At 54.8% G+C, this 19,321-nt stretch carries 16 protein-coding genes; 2 read left to right on the top strand and 14 right to left on the bottom strand.

The features are described 5' to 3' along the window. Positions 1–123: 123 nt before the first annotated feature. The 3 genes from BQ8290_RS05800 to BQ8290_RS05790 form a co-directional block, all read right to left on the bottom strand. Positions 124–3,702: a M1 family aminopeptidase gene (locus tag BQ8290_RS05800; RefSeq protein ID WP_108788418.1), complete on the bottom strand. Its 3,579-nt coding sequence runs from the start codon at positions 3,700–3,702 to the stop codon at positions 124–126. Positions 3,703–3,714: 12 nt separating this feature from the next. After that, a complete protein-coding gene (locus BQ8290_RS05795) occupies positions 3,715–4,614 on the bottom strand; it encodes an ATP-binding cassette domain-containing protein (RefSeq protein ID WP_108788416.1) in 900 nt (299 codons plus the stop codon). A gap of 183 nt (positions 4,615–4,797) precedes the next feature. Beyond that, positions 4,798–5,055: a hypothetical protein gene (locus BQ8290_RS05790; protein WP_108788414.1), complete on the bottom strand. Its 258-nt coding sequence runs from the start codon at positions 5,053–5,055 to the stop codon at positions 4,798–4,800. Between the two features lie 372 nt (positions 5,056–5,427). Between BQ8290_RS05790 and BQ8290_RS05785 the strand changes: the two genes are divergently transcribed. Further along, the gene (locus BQ8290_RS05785) at positions 5,428–6,342 is read left to right on the top strand and encodes a phosphotransferase family protein (RefSeq protein WP_337661059.1); all 915 of its coding nucleotides are present in this window, start codon (positions 5,428–5,430) and stop codon (positions 6,340–6,342) included. Positions 6,343–6,412: 70 nt separating this feature from the next. Here BQ8290_RS05785 and uxuA read toward each other — a convergent pair whose 3' ends face one another. From uxuA to BQ8290_RS05745, 8 genes are all read right to left on the bottom strand, one after another. Then, positions 6,413–7,603 (bottom strand): mannonate dehydratase, encoded by a 1,191-nt coding sequence (gene uxuA / locus BQ8290_RS05780; RefSeq protein ID WP_108788410.1) that lies wholly within the window; start codon positions 7,601–7,603, stop codon positions 6,413–6,415. Positions 7,604–7,616: 13 nt separating this feature from the next. Further along, a complete protein-coding gene (locus BQ8290_RS05775; protein ID WP_108788408.1) occupies positions 7,617–8,870 on the bottom strand; it encodes an Nramp family divalent metal transporter in 1,254 nt (417 codons plus the stop codon). Positions 8,871–9,260: 390 nt separating this feature from the next. Beyond that, positions 9,261–9,812 carry a DUF1254 domain-containing protein gene (locus BQ8290_RS05770; RefSeq protein ID WP_108788406.1) on the bottom strand — a complete coding sequence of 184 codons (552 nt, stop codon included), beginning with the start codon at positions 9,810–9,812 and terminating at the stop codon, positions 9,261–9,263. Next, positions 9,806–10,405, bottom strand: a complete 600-nt coding sequence (locus tag BQ8290_RS05765) for a DUF1214 domain-containing protein (RefSeq protein ID WP_108788404.1) — start codon at positions 10,403–10,405, stop codon at positions 9,806–9,808. The genes BQ8290_RS05770 and BQ8290_RS05765 overlap by 7 nt, the downstream gene beginning before the upstream one ends. 60 nt (positions 10,406–10,465) lie before the next feature. Continuing rightward, positions 10,466–10,984 carry a DUF1254 domain-containing protein gene (locus BQ8290_RS05760; protein ID WP_108788402.1) on the bottom strand — a complete coding sequence of 173 codons (519 nt, stop codon included), beginning with the start codon at positions 10,982–10,984 and terminating at the stop codon, positions 10,466–10,468. Beyond that, a complete protein-coding gene (locus BQ8290_RS05755; protein ID WP_108788400.1) occupies positions 10,981–11,580 on the bottom strand; it encodes a DUF1214 domain-containing protein in 600 nt (199 codons plus the stop codon). Before BQ8290_RS05755 ends, BQ8290_RS05760 begins: the two co-directional genes overlap by 4 nt. A 215-nt stretch (positions 11,581–11,795) precedes the next feature. Then, positions 11,796–12,008, bottom strand: coding sequence for a hypothetical protein (locus BQ8290_RS05750; protein WP_337661058.1), 213 nt, complete (start codon positions 12,006–12,008; stop codon positions 11,796–11,798). An 88-nt stretch (positions 12,009–12,096) separates the two neighbouring features. Continuing rightward, positions 12,097–12,282 (bottom strand): hypothetical protein, encoded by a 186-nt coding sequence (locus tag BQ8290_RS05745; protein WP_108788396.1) that lies wholly within the window; start codon positions 12,280–12,282, stop codon positions 12,097–12,099. Here BQ8290_RS05745 and BQ8290_RS05740 point away from each other — a divergent pair. After that, on the top strand, positions 12,281–13,501 hold the full coding sequence (locus BQ8290_RS05740) for an FAD-dependent oxidoreductase (RefSeq protein ID WP_108788394.1): 1,221 nt from the start codon (positions 12,281–12,283) through the stop codon (positions 13,499–13,501). The two genes, BQ8290_RS05745 and BQ8290_RS05740, sit on opposite strands and share 2 nt — an antisense overlap. A 54-nt stretch (positions 13,502–13,555) precedes the next feature. Here BQ8290_RS05740 and BQ8290_RS05735 read toward each other — a convergent pair whose 3' ends face one another. The 3 genes from BQ8290_RS05735 to BQ8290_RS05725 all read right to left on the bottom strand — a co-directional run bounded on the left by BQ8290_RS05735 (position 13,556) and on the right by BQ8290_RS05725 (position 19,310). After that, entirely contained in the window at positions 13,556–14,776 is a 1,221-nt protein-coding gene (locus BQ8290_RS05735) for a saccharopine dehydrogenase NADP-binding domain-containing protein (protein WP_108788392.1), read from the bottom strand. Between the two features lie 216 nt (positions 14,777–14,992). Further along, a complete protein-coding gene (locus tag BQ8290_RS05730; RefSeq protein ID WP_337661057.1) occupies positions 14,993–16,084 on the bottom strand; it encodes a polysaccharide lyase family 7 protein in 1,092 nt (363 codons plus the stop codon). 187 nt (positions 16,085–16,271) lie between these two features. Further along, entirely contained in the window at positions 16,272–19,310 is a 3,039-nt protein-coding gene (locus BQ8290_RS05725; RefSeq protein ID WP_337661056.1) for a TonB-dependent receptor, read from the bottom strand. Positions 19,311–19,321 lie beyond the last annotated feature (11 nt).

Raw genomic sequence — 19,321 nt, 5'->3', positions numbered from 1 at the left:
CATTCTGCCTTCTGCGCGTGCCGATGCCGCCGGACCAGACGACGGGAGTGCTTGTCCTTTTGGTAAGCATTCCCGCAGCTTTGCGCATGCTAAGCTATTGTCGTTTTGAATTACGGCGCAGTGTCAGCTTGTCTCCAAGACATTATCGTCCGAGTTCCGGTCAATATATTTATTGTAGGGATCGACCCCGACGAATTCTGGCCGGTCCTTTGTGATAATTCTGACCTGTTGCGTGCCACTTTCGATTGGGCGGCGTTCCATCAACAAAACGTTGGAATTGTCGAAGGCACCAAGTCCCGGCCTCGCGGTGAAAGCTCCGATTTCGATCTGATCGGAAAGAGCCGCTTCGGTTTCAACACCTTCTCCGTCAGCATAAAATTTGGTCGCCTCAACCGTCATCACTGTTTCCCAATCACCGCTTGGCAATTGCCGGCTTTCTGCGTCTTCGACCTTCAGGTCATACAGCGTGATATTCCGCAGCAGGTCTTCGACCAATTGGCGCTCTTCTGCATTGCGAGCAAGGCTTTCGAAGCCCTCAACCAAGTCGGTGGAGATGGCATAGGGAGGGCCTTTGAAACGGTAACGGTCGAGCAAATCAGAGAGCATTGCATTGACGCGATCCTCACCCAGACGATCCTGCAGCAGATACATCACAACTGCGCCTTTGCGGTAGTGGATGTAGCCCTGGTTCTCGACTGAAACGAGCGGCAATTCCTCAATCACTTCGCTGCCCCGTGAGGTTAGGTAGCGATCAAGCTCGTATTTGAGGAAGCGCCGCATCTGGTCTTCACCATAGATGGCCTTCATCACCATCATAGCGGAGTATTGCGCCATGGTTTCGACCATGATCGTTCCGCCTTGTTGATCGGCGCTTATGATTTGGTGCGCCCAATATTGGTGAGCGACTTCGTGAGCGACGACATAGGTCACCCCATCAATGTCCCCTTCCTCAGCATAATCGGCGACAAAGCCAATGCTCTCGGAATACGGCATCGTCCCGGCAAAAGCCTGAGCGAAGCTCGCATAACCGGGGAATTCGATGATGCGTGCATGCGGGAATTGGTAAGGACCGAAATTCGCGCGGTAATAGTTGAGCGATTCCTCAAGCCCATCGAGCATGCGTTCCACATTGGCGTTGTGCGCAGCATGATAATAGACCTGCAACTCAACTCCATCGACATCGCGCGTTGCGATTTCGTATTCGGCCGATTGGATTGAGAAGAACGACAGGATCGGGTTTTCCGAAACGAACTGTGCGGTGCGCCGTCCGGCCACTGTCTCGTCGGAAACACGCACACCCGGCGCAATGGGCGTCTGCCCCGCATCAGTTGTGATCGTAATGTTGGCGGTGACCCAGTCTGCGCCGACATAGTTGCGTTGACGCGATGCCTCATCGCCCAGCGGCGCGGGGCGCAATTCTGCTGGCAAATCATATTCGCGGCGCGTTGCGCGACCTTGTAAAAGGCCGGATCGGTTCATCCCAATTTGCGGAGCAAATTCCGAATTGTTGAGGAACGTACCGTTCTTAACTAGGCGCGTATCGTTGCCGCGTGCACGAATCCCGCGCTGCCAACGACGCGTTTGAAACGTCAGTTCGCTTGTCGCGCCGGGTGCAAGTGGTTCGTCAAACCGATAGATGCGGTACTTAAACTCCTCATCATTCATCTCGATCGATGCGCCGCCGACTTGAATATCGACAATCTCAGCATTGGGGTCGGGCAAGCGCACGTGCAAAACTTCGATCGTTTCGTCGGTGTCGTTGACGATCGCATAGCGCCCGCTCGCTTCCATGCGCGTTTCTTGAGGGTAGAGATCAACCGTGATGTCCACCTCGGTTACGGTTGGTTGGATCACAGTTTCGTATTGGAGATACTTTTTCTCGTAGGCGGCGAGCTGTGCGTTACCGTCATCGCTGGTACGGTATTGTTCAACCTGGTTCATCTGATTGAACAAATACCCGCCAGAGGCAACCGCGGTCAGCAGCCCCACAGCAAGCACACCGCCAGCGGATGTTTTTAGCCCAGCCGGCAAGCGTTTTAGGCGAGGGCTCAGCGCCGTTTCCGTGCCGCGACGCCACAACAAATGGGCAAGCACGGCCAACACAAGGGCAACCGCGCCCCAATAGAGCCTAAGCCCCCATCCAAGCGCATTGCCGACATCGTTGCCATTGATATCGGAAACAGGGTTCCCGCCGGTCGCTCCGTAAAGATACAACGGATGTTGAAAGCCCAAATTGGACAGAACGGTTTGGGCGACAATGTAGACGACCATGATCCCCCAACCGATAAACTTGTTGGGGCTCAGCGCCTGAACGAAGACCGCAAGAATTGCGAGGATCAACATGTCGACAGATTGAGGTAGCAAATACCATTCGAAGAACTTGCCAAACTCGGGCGTTACGCCACGTATCATCTGAACGAACATGGCCGATACAACACTGGCCAAAAGTGCGGTGAACAAGACAATGGCGACCGCCACAGTCTTGGGCACCATATAACTCCATCCCGGGACGGAGGTGGAATCGATCAATTCATGCATCTTGCGATCACGGTCGCGCCAAACCAGCTCACCCGCATAGTAGATCGCGATAATAATCGGGATGATGCTGAACCCGCCTTGCAGGATCGGAATGACTGTGAATGTGAGTGGAAGGCTTGGCGTTCCATATAGGTCATTGCCAAGGAACAGCCCACCGGTCGTGTTGAACAATCCGATTAAGATCAGAACGAAAAATGCCGGATGTTTGACCACCTGAGCAACTTCGAAACGGGTGCGGGTGACAAGCCGGGCCCACGCGCTTTTGTCCGGCTGGAGGGCCGGAAGAACATCGACCGTCTTCGGCTCAATTCTGTTTAGCTTTTCCTGTTTCTTCTCCTGCTTGCGCAGTTTGCGATTGGAAACGCCTCTCTCGGCAAAGCTAAAACGCCAATAGGCAAGAGCAAGCATGACGAGCGCAAAACCGGTCCAGATTAGGCGGTTTGCGAGGATGCTTCCTTCGAGCGGGGGCAGTGTCGTGTTGGATTCCGATGCCGTCCAATATTGGGTTTCGTTGGACAAAGCGCCAAGGCCGAATGGTTCAAACAAAGCCGCCGTGTCTTGTAGATCCGGTCGACCTTGCACCGTGGCTATCAAGACGGTCCAAAGGACAAGGAACACAACCACCGCAACATAGGTGTACATCATCGAGCGGGTCATGGTGGCGATGGCAAAGAACAGCGCTGAGACCATGAACAGGCCAGGCAATGCGAACACGAAATAGGCGCTCGCATAATAGGCAAGTTTGTTCGGACCAATGGTTTCCGGATCGACCCATGGCATCAATGAACCGAGCCAAATGGCAAGCGGAACCGTTGCGAATGCGAGCGCAGCGGCAAGAAAAGCGCCGGTGAAACGGCCCAGCAAATAATCGAATTTGCGCACCTGTGTTGATCGGACCATTGGCCCGAAGCCGCTTTCATCGTCGCGCACAATCACATTTGCGACAAACGCCGTCGACACAAACATGAAAAACAGCGTCAAAACCAAATGTGTTTGGACAATTGCCAATGGGCTGTTGGCGTTGATATTTCCGCCACCCCCGATTTGGATATCGTCGCTGGTCGCAGCGCCAAATGTCAGCAGAAAGAAGATAACGGCGGCAACCCAGAAAACAGGATTGCGCAGTTGGTAACGCAGTTCAAATGCAGTGATCTTGCCAAACATGAGCGCGCTCCCTCAGGCTGCAACAGTTGCGGAGGGAACCTTGCGGCGCGAATGTGCGAGAGTGGAGAAATAGACATCCTCTAGCCCGCCATCGACATTTACAAATCCGTCGCCCGGGTCAGTGTCAGACAGCACGTGAACGATGGTCTGTCCGGCGAAAAGACGGGTTGAAATTACTTCATGCGTGTCTTTCACCGATAGTAGGTCGGCGCGTTCGATCGTTTTGGCCCAAACGGTGCCTCGTGCTTTTTCGATGAGCTGTTTTGGGGCACCCTCAAGCTTGATTTCGCCCGATACGATAACGGCCATGTTCGGACACAGATCTGCGACATCTTCAACAATATGAGTCGAAAGAATGATCACCACATTCTCGCCAATTTCGGCCAAGAGGTTGAGGAAACGATTGCGCTCTTCGGGGTCAAGACCGGCGGTCGGCTCGTCAACGATGATGAGCTGCGGATTGCCGATCAAAGCCTGTGCAATGCCAAAACGTTGGCGCATGCCGCCTGAAAAGCCTGCAATCGCTTTCTTACGCACATCCCAAAGGTTGGTCTGAGCCAGTAAGGTTTCCACCGTATCTTTGCGTTCGGACGATGAGGCAACGCCTTTGAGCACGGCCATATGGTCCAGCATATCGTACGCCGAAACGCGCGGATAAACGCCGAAATCCTGCGGCAGATAGCCAAGTGTTTCGCGCAGTTTTTCAGGGTTCTTCAGAACGTCGATGTCGTCGAAGACAATGGAACCCTCTGTGGGTGTCTGCAAAGTCGCAATAGTCCGCATAAGCGTGCTCTTGCCTGCGCCGTTGGGTCCCAAAAGTCCGAACATCCCCTTGGGCACTTCCAAAGACACGTTGTTCAGTGCGCGGGTGCCATTGCCGTAGACATGCGTGACATTTTTAAGTTCGAGCATTCGGGATCCCTCCATTTAGGACGCGATAGCAAGGTGTAGTATAGAGGTACAGCACCCACGTCGATCCGTATGCGCCGTTCGTCCCAGCACCAGCTGTTGCGATGTTAGAGGCCAACGCCGCAACGTCCCACCTCACACCGCAAAAATGCGTCCGATATTGGTGATCGCATGTTCGATCTTAAATCAGCAATCCGGCATTCCGACATCAGAGCGTTGATCAAGATTGGCGTGTGAGGGTTTAAGGCCGAAGCCTGCGGTGAATTCCTGCCATTTCGCACAACCGGATTGATTTGCGCTTTGCAGATCCGATCCCGTTTGCATCGTCGGAATATCAACTTGCATGCTTGCGGCGACACTGGCCTGCGCCGGGGCGGCAACACTGTTGGCCGAGGCCACCGCCAAAGCGGCGATAATGAACATGCTGGCTGCGGTAATCTTCATGGCAATTCCCCCCAAATTTCACGCAGACACAGCTTCCCCGCCAGCGGCGACGCAGTTTTGCGAGCCGTCATTAAGGGTGTGAATCTGTGCGAATTCCCTGTGATCGTTGATATTCGGGGGTGGGATGCCGGGTCAACGGCCCCAAGGTCGCGATACCGTCAAATAATCGTCAATTCCGACGACGCGGCAACCAATGCAATCCGTTGGAACCGTAAACTTGTCCGAAAGCCTGCAATCAGGGGGGAGCTACTAAGGTTGCCAATTGGACTGGGAGTCCGCCGTCTATTATTGGGTCCACCTTTGCAGATTTGGCCATTCTGATTGTATCAATTGGGACGTAGAAGTAATCACAGCGCGTTCTGGGAGGCAGTCTTGAATCCAAATGACAGGTTCGTCGATCTGGTGTCTGTGCACTTTCCAGACGCGGAGATCCAAAGCGTCTCTCCGTTGACTGGCGGGGTCTCAGCCGATGCCACGCTAATCGACATTGAGAACGCGGACCGCAGCCGAATTCGGCTCGTTTTGCGGGAGCACGGCAGCAATCATAATGGACACGGGGCGGCTCTCGAATATCAGTTGCTCGACAGCCTGCTTGCCCTTGGATTTGCGGTGCCCAAACCGTTCGGTTTTGGCGATGGTGAGGGCGGCGAAAACGGCGTGAGCCAACTCCCCTATGTTGTGTTGGAATACATTGAGGGGGCGACGGAGATACCCTCATCTGAGGTCGAAGCGCGGATAACAACTGCGGCTGAAAAGCTGGTTGCGATCCACGAGGTGGCAACAGTATCGCTTCCGGAATTGCCGCCTCGGTTTGATCCCGTCCCGGAATTGTTAGACTTCCTGCCGGACAACGCCGAGTGGGAAGGTTTGCGATCGCTTCTTTCGCATATGCGTTCGGCTGCGTTCTCTGGAAATGGTGTGTTGCTTCACGGAGATTACTGGCCCGCCAACATTGTCTGGGACGATGGCCGGATTGTAGGAGTGATCGATTGGGAAGATGCGGCGATCGGTGATCCGCAATCGGATGTGGCCTGCGCCTGTTTGGAGTTTAGGTACGCCTATGGCGATTGGGGCTCGGAATGCTTCCTAAACGCCTATTCGGCACGGCGGCATGTCGATCCATTCAGGTTTGCCCTATGGCAAGCGTATGTCGCGGCCGCAGGAAATTGCAGCATGGACAATTGGGGCCTTGACCCGTCGAAGGTGCAAGCGATGAGAGCAGTTGCGCTCAAAAGCATCAGAGAAGCGCACGCAGTCCTGACACCATCGAACACGGCATCTGGTTAGGCATCAGGCCGCAGCTTTAGGAAACTTTTCCGGTGTGGCGTGAATCTCGACGCAAAGCGTGGTTCTTGCTTCAAATCGGATCGACATTCGCGGACAGCGCGCGAATTGCCCCGCGAATTTCGGCAAGACCTTTCATCCGGCCGATCGCAGAATAGCCCGGATTGGTTTTCTTAGAAACGTCGCCCATCATCAAATGACCATGATCGGGTCGAATGTAGATTTCACGGCCTGTTGCCCGCTCATTCACCAGCAAATTGCGGATCACGCTTAACATGTCGATGTCGCTATCAAGGTGGCTTGCCTCGATGAAAGTACGCGGTTCCTTTGGATCGCGCGAAACACCTCGCAGATGTGCGAAATGGATGCGATCGCGATAACGGCGCGCCATTTGAGGCAAATCATTGTCTGGCCTGCTGCCGTAGGTGCCAACGCATAAGGTTATGCCGTTTGATGCACTGGGCGCGGCTTCAAACAGTTTTTCCAGATCAGCGGGTGTGCAGATAACGCGCGGTAATCCAAACATATCCCATGGCGGATCATCGGGATGAATGGCGAGTTTCACATCAAGTTTTTCGGCGGCGGGAAGAACGCGTTCCAGAAATCCAATCAGATTTGAGCGCAATTGATTGTGATCAATCCCGTCATACCGCGCCAAGATGGCGCGAAAATCTTCGAGCGAATAGGCATCGGTCATCTTTCCCGGCAATCCAGCGATTATGGTCTGGGTGAGGGTGCCGATCTCTTGTTGTGACATTGCATCAACCGCTGTTTTCGCTCGCGCCCATTCTTCCGCGTCATAATCCGCCTCTGCGCCCACACGCTTCAAAATGAACAGATCGAACGCTGCAAAGCGGTCTTGATCAAACTTCAATGCGTAGGCGCCATTCGGCAGGCGGTGCCGCAAATCCGTTCTTGTCCAGTCGATCACGGGCATGAAGTTGTAGCAGATCGTTTTGATCCCCTCCGCCGCAAGGTTTTCCATGCTTTCAATCCAGGCATCGACATAAATCTCATGCCCGTTGGCGGCGAGCTTGATATCCTCGTGCACCGGAATGCTTTCAACCACTGTCCAATGCAGATTGGAACCGGGAGTGTTGCCTTGTTCAATCATGGCGCGTTGCGCCGCGATGCTCTCGCGCGGCCATGGTTCACCGATTGGAATATCGTGCAATGCGCTGACGATATCAGTTGCACCTGTTTGGCGGATTTCTTCGAGATTGATCGGATCGGTTGGCCCAAACCAACGCCAGGATTCGCGCATAACCTTCCCTCCGTTAAAGCATGCTCAACAGGCCTTGAAAGCCCATATAGCCGGTGACGAGAGAGAAGAGTAAAATCCCGCAAAGTCCGGCATTTGTGCGCCATGAATGGCGATAATTCCCCATCAAATCGGCACGGTTACCCAAATAGAGAATGCAAGCGACCGTAACGGGAAGCAGCACAACGTTGAACGCTTGGCTCAAGATCAGAACCAAAACGGGCCTCGCGTCGAACAGCGGCACGACCAGACCCAGCAGAGAAATGATTCCGACGAAGAGACGGTATTGCCACAGGGTCATATCTCGCGGTGTGCTGCGGAAATCGCACAACAGCCAAGGGATCAGGATGAGATTGGGGAACTGCGAAGAGACCCCGGCGGCAATGATGCCGATTGCAAAAATTGAAACGGCCAATGGCCCGGCGAGCGGTTCGAGCAAACCGATCATTTGCGATGCTTTATCCAGAGCGATGCCTTCTGCGAAAAGGCTGCCCGCCGCCGCCGCCATAATCGACGCGCTGATGACGAACATCATGATCGCTGCGAATGCGGCGTCACGACGTTGTTGTTTGTCGTGGGCGATGTTCCAACCTGCCTCTTTCACCAATGTGGTGCGCATGATGAACAGACCTGAGAAAATGGTTGTGCCCACCATGGAGGCGATCAAAAGCAGAGGTCCGGTTTCGCTGGATCCGACGTCGGGCACCGAAGGCACCAGCCCCGCGGCCATCGCGGATACCGGCGGCATGAGGATGAAAAAATTGAGTACGAAACAGGCGCCCATAATGGCTACCACCACGGCGAGGATGCGTTCAAATATCTGTGTGCGCCCACTCCAGAAGATATAATAGGCAATCGAGCAGAAGAACGCGGCCCAATAGATCGGTTCGATCCCGCCCGAAATAAACGTCTTTGACCATTCATAACTTATCTCGGCGACGATCCCCATTACGCCCATCAGGCTCGCGAAAACGCCAATGCCAAGAGCAGCGATGAAGAACAGACCGACGGCGGGGTGAATATGTTTGCGAAACGCCTCTAGCGCCGTCTCTCCGGTGACCAATGTGTACCGGCCGTATGTCGCAACCATCAAATACGTGGCGGCGCAGGAAATAAGCACGGTCCATAAGAGCGCCATGCCATAATTGGCTCCGGCCGACGCCATAGTCGTCACACTGCCGGTGCCAATATTGAAACCGATGAGGAATATTCCAGGAAGGAAGAGGGCAAGCTTGGCACGCCAACCGATGGGTTTTCCTATGTCCGTCATCGTGATGTGTCACGGCCTTTGATACGCCGCGCCTTTCCTTTTCCTCGATCCCTGCTTTCGTGGGTATAGACAGGCGCGGCGGCTGTCTATCGGGCCATCTCAATGGCCGTTGTTTGCCCCCTGTTTGGTGCGTTCAGCCCGATAGGTTTTGAATTTTCGAGTACTTTCTCATTTCGCATCAGCGTTCTGGAAATCGCAAAGGACCGGCGGCTTTGCTGGATATAAGTGCTAGCATCGGTGTGCGGCTAGGCTGGCTTCCATCGCGAGCGATAGAAGACCGCATGACCTATGCAGAGGCCTTGGGCGGCGTCCTCTTAAACGCGGCCGTGATCTCTAAAACAAAGGGTTCAGTTTCGGCGTTCCGATGCGTCCGCCGGACATGCTCAGACATTAAAGTTGCGATTCCAGAGGTCCGCATTGCATGCTGTCTTGGTTTTCCAGAATTCCGGCCATGTCCGCTTCCTCTTTGACGAAACGGCGGATCAGCATCACGCCTTTTGCAGTTGGGGCATCAATCCTCTGCACTGAAGTCTCGTCGACGGAATGCTCTGGCAAGCTGATGGCGAAATCAAATTCGGAGTTCGGCAATTGGCGGTCATTTACAACAAAATAGTTGTCGGAATTATGCTGATACAGCGACAGTGACCAATAATCGGGCCATGTTTCCCCGGACACTCGGACCGGGCCAGATGACAGGTCATAGGCCATAATGGTCACGACGCTATCAGGGTTCGCACGCTTTGCACCGCCATGAACGGGGCCAAATTGGCGATTGTGGGAACACGTGTTCCAACCGCCTGCGCGTTGAACAACGATATCTTCAATCGTCGACATCACCAATCGTGGGGCTTGGTGGATGGTGAAGGCTTTGCCGCCGAAGAAGCCAGCTGTGCCAGCGATCAACCAGATCGCGATCCATATGGCGGCGGACCTTTTCAACATGCAATCCGGTCCACAATTGGCAAAGCGATATTGGGTGCGTTCCGGCGTGTTATTGCGCTCGGATTGTAGGTCCGAAGGTTTAACTCGAACGGTTGATTTGCCGCGCTTTGACTGGGCAGCCAATTGCCTTCGCTCGGATCGCTAGACACAGTTATAAGCCAAGATCCATCGTCGCCTTTGGCAATGGCTGCGCTGTTCCAGCTTGATCGATTTGCGCTGTTCGTCACATAATTCTGCGTGTTGCTGTCATACAAAGTTAGGGACCACCAACGGGTGTCGATGGCCGCGCCTTTGACGCGATACGTGCAGAGTGAATTGAGCCGCCGACCCGCGCTGTCATGGAGGGCCACGAAATAGAGCACTTCGCTTGACGATAGTCCCAAAGGTCCACCAACTGCGACGCGGGCGCGCTCTATCGGTGCGGCGTCCGACGATCCGATATCATCGGAAAAGAACCATCCTGCCTCGGTCTGTTCGAACGTGTCAAAGATCGAATCTCCGGCGTTGATCTGCGTTTTGGCTGTGCCAAATCCCAGCCATGCCCCGGTGCCCGCAGCAATCACCGTGATAAAAAGGGAAGCGGCGAGTTTCATAAACGACAGCTATTACTCACGAACCGCATTTGGCAAGCGACATCAACAAAGAGCGAACGTTCAACGATCCACCGGCCGGCAAAAATCATTCTGCGAAATCGCCGAGACGAGACGAAAATCCTCTGCGGTAGGGGCCAGACGTCTGATCAGGATAAGACCTTTAAGGCTGGACGAAACGATAGTTTCTGCATCGCTGATGGTTGTATCTGGCGATGCAAGTGTCACCGTGATCTCTTCGCCATTCCCACGGATGGTTTTGAAGTTATTGGTTTGATCATCGAAGAACGAGAGCGAGGCATAGTTCGGCGTGGCCGCCATCCTCACCTCAAGTCCGGATTCAAGTTGTTCAAGATCAAACAGGCACACGGAGTATGCAAGATCCGGCGATGGTCGCACCACGCTTTGCGATTGCGGCGTCGTGCGTTCACCATGGAAGAAAGTGTGCAATTCTGCACCGCGTACCTCAAGCATAGTCATCGCACGATCCATGATGATGTTCGGCGCGAAGTGGAGCACGGAAACGTGGCCGATGACGGCGATCAGCAGGGCAAAGAGGATGGGGCCAATGAAGTTTTTCATGACGCTTTCCCTTCACACTGCAACCGTGCAATGTTTGGGGTGGGAATGGCCTGTTCTGGATCGGTAAGGGCGCGATCTTCGGGCATATACAACCTCAAGGTGAGGTCGAATTTGCCCGCGTTTCGGCTGGAAATCCAATTGCCATCTTCGGCAGGTGACGCAGCGGAGATGATCGCCGACCAATCTCCTCCGCCCGATTGCGTAGCATCAAAGCTTAACGCTTCGTCGTCGTTGTCGGGTAGAAAGTTGTCCTCATTGTAAAGTGTGATCGACCACCAACCTGCCGGAATTGGTCCACCCGATACGCGATAGGTGCATTCTTCAGTTAACGGTTGGCCATCACGGTCCGTGTTCCGGATAAAATAGATCGCCTCTGTCTTGGCCAATGCGAGCAATCCGTGCCGCGCAATACGAGCCCGCAGATACGGCGACGCGTCCGATGAACCCTGCGCCAGATCGCCTGTCCAACCGTTGATCTCGATCCCGTCGGTTGATCGCCGGTCGCCCGGCAACAATCCCGACATTGCTAAAGCGGTGTACACCCCAAGGCTGAGGCCAAAGAGGCCGAACAGAACATAGACAATTGCGCGTTTCATGCAGGATCACTCTAGAACGCGAAGACTGTGCAATCCAGCCTCAGCCCCTGGCCATCCCCAAACAGATGCCAAGCACGTCGTGCTGGGGCGGTGGTTCTATCGTCTGTTTGTTCCAACCGAACCATTTTGCGGTAGGCTGGCGATTGAGATGCGAGACTGGGCGAGGCAATGCCGCATAGGCCAAAAAATTGCGCTAAGGGCGTTTTTCGGCGGCCTCAAACAATCATATAAATCAGCGCAACACAGATCGTGAGAGCGAGCATCACCATTATCGCGATGGCAATTTGTTTTTCACGAAGTCTAATCCGCTTCACGCTTGGCTTGTTGAGGCTTCGCGAGTGAATCTGCTTCATGAATTGTTGGTCACGTTGCCGGGGCTTTTGCGTCTGCTCGCTAGGCTCTGGCGTTTGATCCGGTTCATCTTGCATCGGTTCAGGTTGCTTCTTTTGAGTTGCAGTGCTGAGAAATGGCCTGTGTGAATTCGGTGAAACCTTATCACATAGCGCAGCCTTCACCCTAGCCATTATTGCCGGATTTGAGCCGTTCTTGGCCAAAATGCGCTTGGACGAGTGTTTTGATCGGCAGGCTACCACTCGTCGATTGTTCGACATGCAGTTTGGCGGGATCTTGTCCTTCGTCTAGACCCTGATTGAACGGACTGAACCTTTGATCGGAGAGTAACGCAGTGCCCAAATCTGGCATGACCCGACGCGATGCATTGGCGCTAACCGCGGCGGGCACATTGGCCAGCGCGTGCGGCGGCCCGACCGTGAATGGGAAAACGCGCGTGGCCGTGATTGGGGGAGGGATCATAGGCGCCGCGATTGCATATTACCTCACACAAGGCGGGGCGCAGGTCACCGTATTGGAACGCAACGGATTGGCCAGCCGCGCAAGCCACGGCACGTTCGCTTGGTTGAACGCCAGTTGGGCAAAACAGCCGCGCCATTACCACAGGCTCAATCAGCTCGGTCTAGCAGGATGGAAAGAGCTGGAAGCCGAAGCTGGCCTACCGATAAAGTGGGCCGGTTCTATCGAATGGTTCGGCAGCGAAGAGCGTCAACAAAAACTGGCAAGGCAGATCGACGAACAGGTCGAGTGGGGCGAACCCGCGCGCATGATTGCACGCGATGAGCTGCAATCGATGGAGCCCGGTGTCGCGTTTGGGGATTTAACTTCAGCAGCATTTTCGCCGAACGATGGTGCGCTGGATCCAGTATTGGCAACCCGGACACTTATGGATCAGGCAATCGCATCAGGGGCCACGGTCGAAACCAATTGCGAAGCGATCAGCCAATTTCGCACCGCGAATGGCACAACGATACTCACCACGACCAACGGTGATTTGGAGTGCGATACGATCGTGTTGGCCACCGGGGCCGATCCCGACGCAACGCGACAATTGGCGGGTATCCATATCCCTCAACGCACAACGCCGGGCGTTGTTGCGATCACTAAGCCCATGCCGCCCATGATCGACGCGATCATCGTTGCACCCGGCGTGCATATTCACCAACGCGGCGATGGTCGCGTCGTCCTTGGCGAACAAGGCGGTGCCCCTCAAAACGAAGCGCATGCTGCGCGACTTGCCGATCGGCCCACATCGTTTCCGAACGCGGATTTTGCCGGCCAGCACGCGCGCAGAATTCTAGACGTGGCGGTGCGGTATGTCCCGGCGCTATCAACCGCAGAAATGGAGGAAGTCATTATCGGATGGCGGCCACTCCCATTGGACGGTCACCCCGTTATCGGGTTCTCTCCCGAACAACCGGGCGCCTATCTCGCCATTACGCATAGCGGCGTATCGTTGGCACCGATCATCGGGAAGATGACCGCGCAAGAAATCCTGAACGGGCACACGGTCGCGGCGCTTGATGCCTATCGACCCGATCGAGACTTCGCAACGATCCAACGGTATTAGCGTCGCAATCTGCGCGAATTGGTCCCCACTTGCCTTCGCGGCCGCTCACAAAGGTTAGTCGTCTAGCAGGGTGAACGTCAGCCCGGCGTGATCTTCCAGTTTGGTGATCAAGGTATCCCCGAAGATCGTCGCCGGGGTCCAAAATCCGCCCGGCGTATCGGCCGGAACATCATTCGCCAAACACACGGCTGCTTGCGACAACATTTTGGCGGTGGAGCCGTAGCCGGGATCACGATCGCCGGTTACGCGGCAACGGATTTTCTCGCCCTTGGCCGTTGTGCCAAGAAACATCATGTCATAACCGCCTTCGAGCTGCTCTTTCGGGCTTGGTCCTTCGCCGGGCTTGGGCAGGACTGTTTTTTCAAGCAACCAACGGATGGGAGGCACCGCCATACCGACCATCAATGCGCCCATGCCGACGGATGAAAGGCGCGCCATCCGTTTGCCTTTCGATCCATCGCCGGTGGCCATGGCCTCTTCATAACGGAATTCATCGCCGTAATTGTTGCCGCTTAATGCGTTTGAGCGGTGCACGACGCGCGTGTTGATCGCGGCCATAACAAACGGAGCAATCCACCCGCCAAATTCGGCATCGTATTCCATTTTGACGTCGCGTTGGCGCACCGTAAAACCGTGGTCCTTGGGACAGATGCTGTAGGGGTCTTTGAGCTCCCGACGCAATTCCGGATCGGCCGATGCCTCTTTCACAAGGTTGATCATGCTGGCGATTGTGCCGCCAGAGGCGCCGCCTTTCATTTTGATCACTCGCATATCAACCCGGTCACAGGTTTGACCAAACGCTTTGACAGCGTTGCGTTGAAGGAAATGCACGCCAAGATCGGATGGAATGGAATCAAAACCACAGCAATGAACAATCCGCGCGCCGCTTTGCTTCGCGGCCTCTTCGTGACGCAATTGCATTTTGCGGATCCATTGCGCTTCGCCGGTGAGGTCACAATAATGCGTCCCGCTCTCGACACAGACTTTCACAAGTGTGTCGCCATATAGGGCGTAGGGACCGACCGTGGACATGATCACTTTCGTCCGATCACACAACGCCGTTAGCGCGGCTTCGTCAGATGCATCGGCGACGATCATTTCGACCCCGTTCAAGCCGATCTCATCGCTGACTTGTTGCAGTTTGGATTGTGACCGTCCGGCAATCGCCCACGAAATTGATCCGTCGCTGAATTGATCATGCACATATTGCGTGATGATCTGGCCTACAAAGCTGGTGGCGCCGTAAACGATGATGTCGAATGGTTTGTCTGTCATGTGCACCTTGCGAAATGAGCGATTGTCCTTTGCGGTTGTCAGCCCGCTTTGCAACGCCTTAGCCTAGAGTGGCGCTCTGCACTATGGTTGGTGCGCATTTACACGCGCGTGCCCTTTGGTTGGCCCGGTTTGGATTGACATTGTGGGCACAGAAAGGGCCCCATCTGACTTGTGAGATGGGGCCCTTTCTGTGTTCGATTACGTGCCGTTAGCGTCTTACTCCGGCGGGGTCGAAGGTCCTACGACAAGCCTTGAGAACGTTGCCTGGGCGTAGTTGCCATCGGCTTTGTCGGTTTCCCAATCGCCTGTGCCCGGGCACCCAGAATACCACATGGAAGTGCCAGTGCGGGTGCTGCATTGGTTGTAGACGCCGGCCTTAAAATACAGCGAGTCCCCGCCATAGGCGTAAGGGTTGTCTTTTGCGTCAGCGCCGCGAACCAAGCTGCGCGATTGTTGGACAGTGCCCAAACGTTCGTTGTGAAACGTTACGTACATCGTGTTGCGGTGGACATTGATTGTGTAGCTAAATTCCTCGCCCAGAGCGATTCCATTGGCACCGGGGTCTTCCATGCTGTCCCAACCAAATCCAAACACAGGCACGGCCAAGTCGGTGCGATCTGGATCGTCTCTCGCAAGATTGCGTTCGTAGGTCCAGAAAACCGAACCGGTTTCGTGCTCTGGGAACTTTTTATAATAGATCTTGATGGGTTCGTTGCCGTAGCCAAAGCCGCTGCGAGTGCTTTCATATTTCAACGCGTGGATTTGACCCACAACCGCAGAATAAGAAGGGCGCTTGGTTGGATCGCCGGCGTTGATGGACACGTGATCAACGCGCAAGGTCGCGTCCATCCGTCCTCCGATTGCGCCGAACATATCTGAGCTGCGGCGGACTTCGACGGCAAAGTTGTTGCCGGGTTCGTGCGTGCCAATCCGCGTGTTCGTGCCACGCAACATTTGGCGCAGCTCGCTGCGTGTGTTGCTGGAATTGGCCGTTGTTGGCGCCTTGTTTGGAGCGGCAAAAACCATGTGACCATCTTCGTTCAGGTAGAAGAAGTCAGAATGGGAAAAATCCTGCAGCGCGCTGACGCTGATTTCATCGGGCTTTTCATCGCCGTTATTGTCGGTGGGCAGGGTGATTTTCCAATGGCTCAGATCGAACACACTCCCTGGGGGCGGCGTCTCATGATCGTCGGCCTGCACAGCCATCGGCGCAAATAGAGCCATTGTCAGGCAACCGCTGAGCGCCAATTTCGCCTTCAACGGCATCCGTTTGAACATAGTCAATGTTTCACCCTCCAATTTGGTCATTCTGTCTTACCACTTCATATTCCAACACAAGCTGAACAACAATCGAAACCCCGCCCCAGAACCATCCTTTTTGGCGATTCTTGATTGGAAACAGGTCAAAAAAAAGCGCCCCACAATCGCGGGGCGCTTTTCTGATGTGTTGCCTAACAGGCGGGACCGTATCGACCCGCCCATCGGTACAATCGGCTTAGAACCGCAAAGTTGCGCCGAATGTGATCCGCCGATCAGGCAAACCTTGGAAACACAGCAATGCGTCATCGTTCACGCAATACTGGCTGATGTCGGATTTGGTGAGGTTCACACCTTCGACACCCAGGACAATGTTGTCCGTGAGATCGTAAACGACACTGGCGTTAAGCTGTCCACGCGCTTCGGTCACAACTGGGAAGCCCAATGTCGAATTGAGCGACGCGCCAGCGGCGGTGTCGAGTGTGCGGAATGCATCGCGCCAAGTGTAACGTGCACGAGCAGACAGACCGTACTTCTCATAATACAGCGTCAAGTTGTACGCATTTTCAGAGAAGTCGAGCAGACCTTGAACGCGGGTGACCGGATCAGGAACGCCCGGGCTGGATGCCTCAAAGATATCCTGACCACGACCAGAGGCCGAGTTCGTTGCCTGACCACCGCCAAAGTCTTGGTAGGTGTAGTTCGCGATGAAGCCGAAGCCCGACGCAAAGCCCAATGTATCTTCGAACTGCGACAGATCGTACTGAACCGAGAATTCAATGCCGGTCTGCGTTGTATTCGCAGAGTCATTGATGATCGTTTGCAGTGGAACACAAAGACCGTTGCCCGGTACGTCCGAAAGAACGTTGCGATCCGGAACCGGGTTAAAGATACCGCCACCTTCACATGGATCGGTGATGTCGCGGAAGCCATTGGCATCTTCAACCGCGTCTTCGACCTGAGTCACGAACAGGTTCGTCCGATCCTTGTGGAAGAAGCCGATGCTGACCAATGACGACGGTGCAAAATACCAAGCCAACGACGCGTCGAACGATTGGACCGTTTCTGGCGCCAAGGCTGGGTTGCCAAGCGAAACCGCGTTGTTCGGTCCGGTTGGGAATGTCACCGACAGCGACAGATCGTTAAAGTCGGGACGGTTGATGTCCTCTGTGTAACTTGCCCGGAAGACAAGATCATCGGCAAGGTCCGCGATCACGTTCACACGAGGCATGAACTGCGTGTAGCTACCGCTCGATGTGACAGGCGATACGACGCCGTTGGCAACGCTGTTACCAAAGGAATCGATCGACGTATCAATATAGCGGAAACCGACATTGCCGCGCACTGGGCCGCTTTCAAAGTTGGCCTGAGCGTAGAGGGCATGTGTTTCCTCTTCGACCCGGAACGAACCCGAAAGGTTGCCAGCTGCGTTTGGATCAAGATCGGCGAGCAAACGGCCGCCGCCAGCAATTGCCGCCTGACCACCTGGTGTCGCATCCAATGCGCCTTGCAGCGTAGCGAACACAGCGTCACGATCAGAGAAAGCACGGTTTGGATCGACCACAACAAAGTTGCGGAACGCCAAGGTCCGGCCATCAAACGCACCAAAGTTGCTTGGTCCCGCGACGATCAGATCGGCAAATGTCGAACCGCTTGGGCTGTTGGCAATCGCGCCGGTGCCAAAGGTCGAACGCACTTGGTCGAACTGAGTTGAGTTGTCGTTGTAACGATACCCAAAGTCCGCCGATGTGAAGAAGCCAACGATGCCGTCCAGATCGAGCGATGTGTCGATGCGGAAAGCGTCATCTTTGTTCTGTGTGCGGTTGTTGCTGTTGGTAACAGCATCAAGGACCGTGTTGCTTGGATCGAGCAGGTCTTGAACGGTCGGTGCAAACGGCGAATCGAAATCGATGCCGAATGTCAGTGCGCCACCCGAAAGATCGTAGATGAACGGAACGCTGTTGTCGTTGCTGGAACCGTCAAGCGGTGTCAGCGGGTTCGGGTTGATGAAGTTGAGCGTGGTGCTCAAATTCGGGTTGGACGAATCCGAAACAGACCGCGAAAATTCGATCCGGGTCGTAAAGCGACCGGTTTCGAACTCGGTGCCCAAACGGTACAGTTCGCTGGTTGTGACCCGCGCGCCGGTGTCGCTTGAGAAACGAAGGTTTGGATCGTCATCATCGCGGGCAAGGTTCGGCTGGATTGTGCCGGTCAAAGCCGCTTGGATGCTGCCGAGGTCAACGCCATCGATAGTTCCGAAATTAACTGTTTCAAAAGTGTCTGGAACGTTGACGGTATCGACCGCGCTAACGCCCGAACCTTGAATACGCGAGCTGTCCTGACGACGTTCTTGATCGTTGTAGATCATGTCGAAGAAGAACATAAGGTTGTCGCTTGGCGCGTATTCCAACGAACCGGCGAAGTTGAACGTTTCGTACTCAAAATTCTCACGTTCCTGGTTGAGGAACTGAATGTTGAGGAACGGATTGGTTGGTCCAGGTGCGCCTGCAGCTGTGACGGCCTGACCACCGAGGATCAAGTTGTCGCGGTCGACGCGTGGACGGAATGACGTGGCTTCTTGTTCTGTGTAGCTTGCGCTCAGCACAATGCCGAGCTCGCCACCGCCAACATCCCAAACGTCACCGAAGCTACCCGAAAGGCGCGGTTTCACGCTGTCGGAAAGCTCGCTGTACTCGCCTTGAACACGGACCGACATAATTGTGTCGGAAATATCAAGCGGGCGAATGGTGCGCAGGTTGACTGTACCGCCAACCGAACCTTCGATGATCGACGCTGTCGGTGCCTTGATAACTTCAACCGACCCTATAATCGCAGGGTTGATGTCTTCAAAGCTGATGCCGCCGCGGCCCGTGCCAGCGGAAACGGTTTGAACGCCGTTGATTTGAACTTGGTTGTCGTTCGTACCGCGGATCTGAACGCCAGTGCCTACGCCGGCTGTACGTGTGATCTGTACGCCCGTTACGTTCTCAAGAACTTCAGCCAAGTTTTGATCAGGCAGCTTACCGATGTCTTCAGCTTGGATGACTTCGACAAGGCTGTCTGCGTTGCGCTGTTCTGTCAGCGCGCTTTGAAGCGAGCTGCGAATGCCTGACACGATGATCTGATTGCCTTCGCCCTCAGCGACCGTTGAATCCGACTCGCTGTCTTGAGCCCAAGCGGTTGATGGCAGCAAAGCCATCGCTGAGCCGGCGAGCAATCCGCCGATCACGCGTGTTTTTGTTCCGGACAGGCTCTTGCCCCCGTTTCGGTAACCCATTCTTCTCTCCC

This window comes from Erythrobacter sp. Alg231-14, assembly GCF_900149685.1.
GTDB lineage: Bacteria > Pseudomonadota > Alphaproteobacteria > Sphingomonadales > Sphingomonadaceae > Erythrobacter.
This window is presented reverse-complemented; position numbering and strand designations above follow the sequence as displayed.

Bases quoted from the DNA above. Each gene is read 5' to 3' on its own strand.
- BQ8290_RS05740 (WP_108788394.1), top strand. From the start codon at position 12,281: ATGACCCGACGCGATGCATTGGCGCTAACCGCGGCGGGCACATTGGCC.
- BQ8290_RS05755 (WP_108788400.1), bottom strand. From the start codon at position 11,580: ATGAAACGCGCAATTGTCTATGTTCTGTTCGGCCTCTTTGGCCTCAGC.
- BQ8290_RS05775 (WP_108788408.1), bottom strand. From the start codon at position 8,870: ATGACGGACATAGGAAAACCCATCGGTTGGCGTGCCAAGCTTGCCCTC.
- uxuA (WP_108788410.1), bottom strand. From the start codon at position 7,603: ATGCGCGAATCCTGGCGTTGGTTTGGGCCAACCGATCCGATCAATCTC.
- BQ8290_RS05765 (WP_108788404.1), bottom strand. From the start codon at position 10,405: ATGAAACTCGCCGCTTCCCTTTTTATCACGGTGATTGCTGCGGGCACC.
- BQ8290_RS05760 (WP_108788402.1), bottom strand. From the start codon at position 10,984: ATGAAAAACTTCATTGGCCCCATCCTCTTTGCCCTGCTGATCGCCGTC.
- BQ8290_RS05730 (WP_337661057.1), bottom strand. From the start codon at position 16,084: ATGACCAAATTGGAGGGTGAAACATTGACTATGTTCAAACGGATGCCG.
- BQ8290_RS05735 (WP_108788392.1), bottom strand. From the start codon at position 14,776: ATGACAGACAAACCATTCGACATCATCGTTTACGGCGCCACCAGCTTT.
- BQ8290_RS05800 (WP_108788418.1), bottom strand. From the start codon at position 3,702: ATGTTTGGCAAGATCACTGCATTTGAACTGCGTTACCAACTGCGCAAT.
- BQ8290_RS05745 (WP_108788396.1), bottom strand. From the start codon at position 12,282: ATGCCAGATTTGGGCACTGCGTTACTCTCCGATCAAAGGTTCAGTCCG.
- BQ8290_RS05770 (WP_108788406.1), bottom strand. From the start codon at position 9,812: ATGTTGAAAAGGTCCGCCGCCATATGGATCGCGATCTGGTTGATCGCT.
- BQ8290_RS05725 (WP_337661056.1), bottom strand. From the start codon at position 19,310: ATGGGTTACCGAAACGGGGGCAAGAGCCTGTCCGGAACAAAAACACGC.
- BQ8290_RS05795 (WP_108788416.1), bottom strand. From the start codon at position 4,614: ATGCTCGAACTTAAAAATGTCACGCATGTCTACGGCAATGGCACCCGC.
- BQ8290_RS05790 (WP_108788414.1), bottom strand. From the start codon at position 5,055: ATGAAGATTACCGCAGCCAGCATGTTCATTATCGCCGCTTTGGCGGTG.
- BQ8290_RS05750 (WP_337661058.1), bottom strand. From the start codon at position 12,008: ATGCAAGATGAACCGGATCAAACGCCAGAGCCTAGCGAGCAGACGCAA.